The sequence below is a fragment of the Mycobacterium sp. genome (assembly GCF_035697385.1).
In the GTDB taxonomy this organism is placed as follows: Bacteria; Actinomycetota; Actinomycetes; order Mycobacteriales; family Mycobacteriaceae; genus Mycobacterium.
Genome location: NZ_DASSCY010000158.1, coordinates 1 through 6,601, shown reverse-complemented (window position 1 = coordinate 6,601; position 6,601 = coordinate 1). Strand labels below are relative to the sequence as shown.

Annotated in this window: 7 protein-coding genes; 2 read left to right on the top strand and 5 right to left on the bottom strand. The window is 67.5% G+C overall.

Going from position 1 to position 6,601, the window contains the following annotated elements:
• A partial coding sequence (locus VFH65_RS13295) for a stage II sporulation protein M (RefSeq protein WP_353322121.1) occupies nt 1–801 on the top strand: 801 nt, incomplete at its 5' end.
• Here VFH65_RS13295 and VFH65_RS13290 read toward each other — a convergent pair.
• From VFH65_RS13290 to VFH65_RS13270, 5 genes are read right to left on the bottom strand one after another with little or no spacing between them, the layout of a single operon-like run.
• Nucleotides 798–2,120, bottom strand: coding sequence for a DUF58 domain-containing protein (locus tag VFH65_RS13290; protein ID WP_353322119.1), 1,323 nt, complete (start codon nt 2,118–2,120; stop codon nt 798–800). The genes VFH65_RS13295 and VFH65_RS13290 overlap by 4 nt on opposite strands.
• A complete protein-coding gene (locus VFH65_RS13285; RefSeq protein ID WP_353322117.1) occupies nt 2,120–3,124 on the bottom strand; it encodes an AAA family ATPase in 1,005 nt (334 codons plus the stop codon). Before VFH65_RS13285 ends, VFH65_RS13290 begins: the two co-directional genes overlap by 1 nt.
• A complete protein-coding gene (locus VFH65_RS13280) occupies nt 3,121–4,266 on the bottom strand; it encodes a DUF4350 domain-containing protein (RefSeq protein ID WP_353322115.1) in 1,146 nt (381 codons plus the stop codon). Before VFH65_RS13280 ends, VFH65_RS13285 begins: the two co-directional genes overlap by 4 nt.
• A complete protein-coding gene (locus VFH65_RS13275) occupies nt 4,263–4,916 on the bottom strand; it encodes a DUF4129 domain-containing protein (protein ID WP_353322113.1) in 654 nt (217 codons plus the stop codon). Before VFH65_RS13275 ends, VFH65_RS13280 begins: the two co-directional genes overlap by 4 nt.
• Before the next feature lies 1 nt (nt 4,917).
• Nucleotides 4,918–6,144 carry a hypothetical protein gene (locus tag VFH65_RS13270; RefSeq protein WP_353322123.1) on the bottom strand — a complete coding sequence of 409 codons (1,227 nt, stop codon included), beginning with the start codon at nt 6,142–6,144 and terminating at the stop codon, nt 4,918–4,920.
• Nucleotides 6,145–6,226: 82 nt separating this feature from the next.
• On the opposite strand from VFH65_RS13270, the gene VFH65_RS13265 reads away from it, so the two are divergent.
• Nucleotides 6,227–6,601 (top strand): GatB/YqeY domain-containing protein (locus VFH65_RS13265; protein ID WP_353322111.1); only part of this gene is annotated, 375 nt, incomplete at its 3' end.

The window sequence follows — 6,601 nt, the reverse complement described above, 5'->3', positions numbered from 1 at the left end:
CTGGTGGCACAGGCCCGCTCGGTGGTGACGGGTGCGCACGCGCCGCTGTGGCGTGAGTTCGTGCGGTTCTGGACGGTGTCGTTTCCCGTGGTCGCCTACCGGTCGTGGCGCTGGTGGCTGGGGACGGCCGTCGCGTTCTTCTTCGTCAGCGCGGTGATCGCCGTGTGGATATCCGGCAACCCCGAGGTGCAGGCGTCCCTCAAAACGCCAAGCGAGATCGACCAATTGGTCAACAACGACTTCGCCGCTTACTACAGCGAGAACCCGGCTGGGTCCTTCTGGCTGCAGGTGTGGATCAACAATTTTTGGGTGTCGGCCCAGTGCATCGCGTCCGCCATCCTGCTGGGAATTCCGATCCCCTATGTCCTCTTCATGAACGCCGCCAACCTCGGCGGGAGCGCGGCGTTCATGTTCGACGCAGGCAAGGCCGACGTTTTCCTTGGCTTGCTCACGCCTCACGGGCTGATCGAACTGACCGCGGTGTTCCTGGCAGCCGCCGTCGGGATGCAGCTGGGCTGGTCGGTGGTATCGCCCGGCAACCGGCCGCGAGGCCAGGTGCTGGCCGAACGGGCCCGCGCGGTGGTCGCCGTCGCGGTCGGGCTTCTGGTGGTGCTATCGGTGGCCGGGCTGATCGAGGCGTTCGTGACGCCGTCGGCGCTGCCCACAGCGGTCCGCATCGGAATCGGGGTCACAGCCGAAATCGCTTTTCTGGCTTACATATTCCACTTTGGACGCAAGGCGGCCCGTGCGGGGGAGACCGGCGACGTCGACGACGCGCCTGATTTGGTGCCCACCGGCTAGAGCCGGCCGGTGGCCTTCATCGCCAGGTAGTGGTCGGCCAGCGCGGGCGCCAACTCTTCGGGTGGCGCGTCAACCACGTCCACACCTGCGCGCCGCAACCGCGACGCGATCGCCCGCCGATCATTTCGGGACCGCTCGGCCGCCGCTGCGTCATACACCTGGGCCGCGTCGGCACGGCCGGCGGCAAGCTGATCGACGCGCGGATCGGCGACGGCGGCAAGCAGCACCTGATGCTTCGCCGACAGCTGGGGCAGCACCGTCATCAAGCCCTCATCGAGCGCGGACGCGTTGAGGTCGGTGAGCAGCACCACCAACGCCCGTTGCCGGATTCGCCGCTGCACAGCGGCCACCATTGCGCGGGCGTCGGATTCGATCAGCGCAGGCTGCAGCGGAGCCATCGCCTCGACCAGCTGCGCGAGCAGTTCGGTGCGCGACGCGTTGAACACACCGGAACGTGAGACCCGGTCGTGGGCAAGGAAATCGACGTGGTCACCGGCGCGCGAGGCCAGCGCGGCAAGAAGCAGCGCGGCGTCCATGGACCAGTCCAGCCTCGGCCATCCGCCAGGGTCGCTCGCGGTGGGGTCGACCCCGACGCGCCCCGCCGACGTGCGGCCGGTGTCGAGCACGATCACCACTCGCCGGTCGCGCTCGGGCCGCCACGTCCGTACCACCACGTCGGCGCGACGCGCGGTGGCGCGCCAGTCGATGGATCTGACATCGTCGCCGACCACATACTCACGCAGAGAATCGAATTCGGTGCCCTGACCGCGAATCAGCACTGGCGTCATGCCTTCGAGCTCACGCAACTTGGCCAGCCGCGACGGTAGGTGCTTGCGCGACAGGAATGGAGGCAGGATGCGGATCTGCCACGGCACCTGGTGCGAACTCTGCCTGCCGGCCAGGCCCAGCGGCCCGATTGACCGGGCGGTGACGAGCGCCGAGCGCTGATCGCCGCGACGAACCGGCCGTAGCCGGGTGACGAGCTGGACACGTTGTCCTGCAGCGATATCGACCGGGTGTGAGCGCGGCTCGGCCCGCGCGCTGGGGGCCCATGCGTCGCGCACCTGGCCGCGCAAACGTCGGCTCGAAGCATTTTCGACGACGAGAATCGCGTCAACCGGCTGGCCCAACCGCGCGGTCGTATCGCCGGATCGTGTGAAGCTCAGCCTGCGCGTGCCGGCCGCCAGCGCCACATCAATCACGATCACCAATGCGAGCGCAGCCAGCAGCGCGACGAAAGCAATTGCCGGCCATGGCGAGAACGCGATCGGCAGCACGCATAACAGCGCGATGAGGCCGACGCGGCCGGTGAGGATCATTACCGTGGCACCGGCACGGCCGCGAGTATGCCCTCCAGTACGCCGTCGGGGTTGGCGCCCTCTAGTTCGGCCTCCGGCCGCAGCCCGATCCGGTGCCGCAGTGTCGAGCGTGCCATCGCCTTGACATCGTCGGGGGTGACGTAGGTGCGGCCGGACAGCCACGCCCATGATCTGGCCGTGGCCAGCAGCGCCGTCGCACCGCGAGGTGATACACCTAGCTGCAGTGAAGGGGAGTTCCTTGTTGCGCGGACGATGTCGACGATGTAGCCGAGCACCTCGTCGCCAACCAGCACCTGGCGCACCGCCTTGCGGCCGGCAGCAAGGTCGGCGGCACCGGCCACGGGCCGCACGGCGGACAGGTCACCGGGATCGAAACCGCGCGCGTGCCGATCGAGAATCATGATCTCCTGGTCGCGCGGCGGCAGTGGCACGTTGAGCTTCAACAGGAACCGGTCGAGTTGCGCCTCAGGCAGCTGATATGTGCCTTCGTACTCGATCGGGTTCTGGGTCGCCGCGACGATGAATGGGTCGGGCAGCGGCCGGGCCTCGCCCTCGACACTGACCTGGTGTTCCTCCATGGCCTCCAGCAGTGCGGCCTGCGTCTTGGGAGGTGTCCGGTTGATCTCGTCGGCCAGCAACAGGTTGGTGAACACCGGCCCCGAGCGAAACTCGAATTCTGCTGTGCGCGCGTCATACACGAGTGAGCCGGTGACGTCGCCAGGCATCAGGTCGGGCGTGAACTGGACCCGCTTGAACTCCAGCTGCAATGCGGCCGCAAGTGTGCGCACCAGCAGTGTCTTGGCGACTCCTGGGACACCCTCGAGTAATACATGGCCACGGCACAGCAGTGCGATGACCAGACCGCTCACCACCGCCTCCTGACCGACGACGGCCTTGGCGATCTCACCGCGCAACTCCAGCAACGCATTACGCGCGGAGTCTGATGTCGCCGCCGGGGCGGCTCCGGTGTCGGATGAGGTTGTCTGAGCGGTTGGCTGAGTCACGACTGTGCGACCTGCCTTTCGATGTTGTCGAGTTCGTTCGCGAGGATTACCAAGTCGGCATCGGTGGCCGGTGCCGGGCCGAAAAGCGTGTGCGCCACCGCTTGCGGGTTCAAGCCGCAGCGTTCGGTGACGGCCTGCACCACCGCGGGCGGTGCCGAGTTGTGGCCGAGGCCAAGCCGGGGCAGCATCCGCTGCAAGGTGGCCGTGCGCAACGCCTCGCCGGCGCGGTCGCTGGCGCGCCGGGAGCGGTAGAGGCGGCCGCGGCCCTCGACGGTCTCCGACGCCCGCACCACCACGGGCAACTGCTCGGCGACCAGCGCGCCGATACGCCGGCCCTTCCACACCGCGAGCAGCGCGACTACCAGGCACAGCTGCACGACGATCCAGATGACGCGGTCCGGGATGAGTTCGGAAATCGTTGCCCCGCCTTCGGATTCACTTTCACTGCGCTGCGGTGCATACCAGATCACGCGCGGGTGTGTGCCGGCGAGGTTCATCGCGAGCGCGGCGTTGCCCTCTTCCAACAGGCCGGAGTTGGTCATGAAATCGGCGGTGCCGACGGCGGTCACGGTTCGTTCACCGTCGGAATAGCGGACGAGTGCGCCGTCGTAGCACCGCGTCAGCGCTACGTCACCTGCCGCTTCGTAGGAATCGCTCAGACCGAACTGAACCGTACCGGCGCGGGTCGCCTCTCGCAGGTCGCAGTCGGGCTCCGCGCCGCCGAACGAGGTGGCGCCGTCGAGCTCGATTTCCGGCGCGAGCTTTTCGCGTGTCCGCGAAACCGGCTCCACCAGCAGCCGATCGCCGGGCAGGACTGCCAGCCGGCGCAGCAGATCGTCGTCGATCCGGCTGGACGACTGTGCCACCAGGATCAGCGTGTCGGGACTCGCGGCCGTTTCGACCCCTGCGACGTTGTCGGCGACGATGACGTCAACGCCGTGGTCGCCAAGCAGTGTGACCAGCGCACGCGCCCCGTCCGGCGATGTCGAGGTCGCATCCATTCGGCCGCCTGGGCGTGGTGCGGTCAGGTACGCGCCGAGCACCGCGACGCCGACGATCACAACGATCGCGAGGAGCACCCAACGTGCGCCGCGCCACCGCTGCGCAACGGTGGGGCCGACGGCTGAATCTGCTTGGGTCATCGTACTTCTGCCCAGCCTCCGGGAGCCGCAGGCGCGGAGGCAGTGGCGGCGGGCGATGAAGTATGACGTCGTAGGTGCTCGTCGAGGTCGGCGATCATCCGGTAGGCCGACTCGGTGCCGGGGCGCTCGCCATAGGTTACATCGTTGAAAGCGTCTGCAGCCCTGACCAATTCGGCGGCAAGGTTCGGTACCGCCCGCCCGGCGTCGCGGGCCAGCTCGGTGGCTGTGCGGCCGGGAACGGGGTCGAGAACGCCGTTTTCCTCCAGCTGGCGGGCGACCGCTCTGAGTCGGTGCCGGATGGCCGCAGACCAATTGCCCGTCGCCGCGTGTTGTTCGGCGGTGGCGCGGTGCTCGGCGGCGCTGAGCTCATGGTCGCCGAACAGTGCGTAGCCGCCGCCCCGGTTGGTGCGCATGGTCCGGCGGGCGATCCTCACGGCGACTATCACGGCGACGGCAACAAGGGTCAGCAGCACGCTGATGGTGAACCAGCCGCCCGGTACCGATGAGCCCTCGACCATGAGCTTGTACAGCAGCTCGCTGATCCAGTCCATCAGGCGTTCGGACAGTGAAGCCTTGGGGTAGATCGGTTTTCCGAGTTCGCGCTGCGCGGCTTCGTGGGCGGCATCGCGGTCGATGTCTATCGCAGGCACGTCACGTCTGGCGGGTCAGCCACAGATGGTCCGTGGAATCTGGCGACGCGCCCTGTTCGTATCCGGCACCGGTTTGCAGCACCAGGTCGAACGCCTCGGCGCGGATGCGTCGATCGGTGTACAGCAGCACCACGACACCGGCGCTGAACGGCGCGGCGATGATCTGGCTGACCGCGCCGCCGATCGTGATCAACACAAGCGCGATCAGCAACATCGTGGTGGACGACCCTGCCATCAGCATGATTTGGCCGGTGAAGCTGAACGGCACCGCGACCGCCGTTGCGATCACTTCGGCCACGATGGTGCCGAGCAGCCAGATGCCGAACACACGCCAGAAGTCGTTTTTCACCAACTTGAACGACCGCACGATCGCGGGGACGATGGCGAGCCGTTCCAGCACGATGATCGATGGCGCGAAGAGCAGCATGGTGCTCAGGTAGATCAATGCGGCGATCAGGCCAAGTCCCAGCGGAATTCCGACGACGACGCCGGCGACACCGTCGATGCCGAATCCGATACCGAAGACGACGCCGATCACGACTGCGACGAGGACGAGCGCACCCACCACCTCAAGCACTGCCAAGCCGAGCAGCGCCCACACCCGACCGCGAAGTCGTTGCCACGCTTCGCCGATGGTGATGCGTGCGCCGAAAACAGCCCGGCCGATGACCACCGTCAGCATGCCGCTCAGCAGGATGGAGGACAGCCAGGTCGCGAGCGTTCCGGCGAGGCTCGACGCCGCCGTTCCGATCAGAACGCCGATCGGCATCTCGTCGCCGGTGTCGGCGAGCAGCGTGGGCTCGAGCTGTCCGCTGACGGCAAGCGGGCCCACCGACAGGATGAGCGCAAGCAGCTGCGCGGTGACCACCACGATGGTGGTCAGGCCCAGCGTCGCTTTCGGGTTCGCCCGGATGTAGGAAACGGCGCCGTTGAAGATGTCGGCCAGGCTCAGCGGCCGCAACGGGATCACGCCGGGTTTGAGTGCGGGCGGGGGGCCATAGCCGGCCGGCGCATACCCGGGTGCGGGGTAGCCAGGCGGCGGGCCGTACCCGGGCGGCGCATATCCCGGCGGTGGGCCGTAACCGGGTGGTGGGCCATAACCCGGCGGTGGGTAACCCTGGTATCCAGGCGGTGGTTGATAGGGATAGCCCGGCGGGGGATAGCCGGGTGGTGGATAGCCTGGCGGCGGCGGGCCGGACATTTGCGACCCGCCGGCGTCGTTGCTCATGGCCACCATCCTGTCGATCATGGTGCGAATTGACAACGTGATCGTCGGGGACGCCTTGGCAGCGCGGCGTACCGTTTGGCCCATGGCCGAACTCAAAGACCGGTTGCGGGCAGATCTGACAACGGCGATGAAGTCGCAGGACAAGCTGCGCACCGCGACCTTGCGGATGCTGATGACGGCGGTCCGCAACGAGGAACTCGCCGGGGCGCAGTCGCGCGAGCTGACCGATGCCGAAGTTCTCAAGGTGCTGGCAAAGGAATCCAAGAAGCGGGGCGAGTCGGCCGAGATCTACACGCAGAACGGACGCGGCGAGCTGGCCGCCACCGAGCACGCCGAGGCGCGGATCATCGACGAGTACCTGCCCACCCCGCTGACCGAGGCCGAACTCGCCGATGTGGCCGACACCGCGATAGCGCAAGTCGCCGAGGAGATCGGTGAGCGGCCCACCATGCGTCAG

Excerpts from the sequence above, each read along its gene's own strand:
- VFH65_RS13290 (WP_353322119.1), bottom strand. The coding sequence starts at position 2,120 with ATGATCCTCACCGGCCGCGTCGGCCTCATCGCGCTGTTATGCGTGCTG.
- VFH65_RS13280 (WP_353322115.1), bottom strand. The coding sequence starts at position 4,266 with ATGACCCAAGCAGATTCAGCCGTCGGCCCCACCGTTGCGCAGCGGTGG.
- VFH65_RS13270 (WP_353322123.1), bottom strand. The coding sequence starts at position 6,144 with ATGAGCAACGACGCCGGCGGGTCGCAAATGTCCGGCCCGCCGCCGCCA.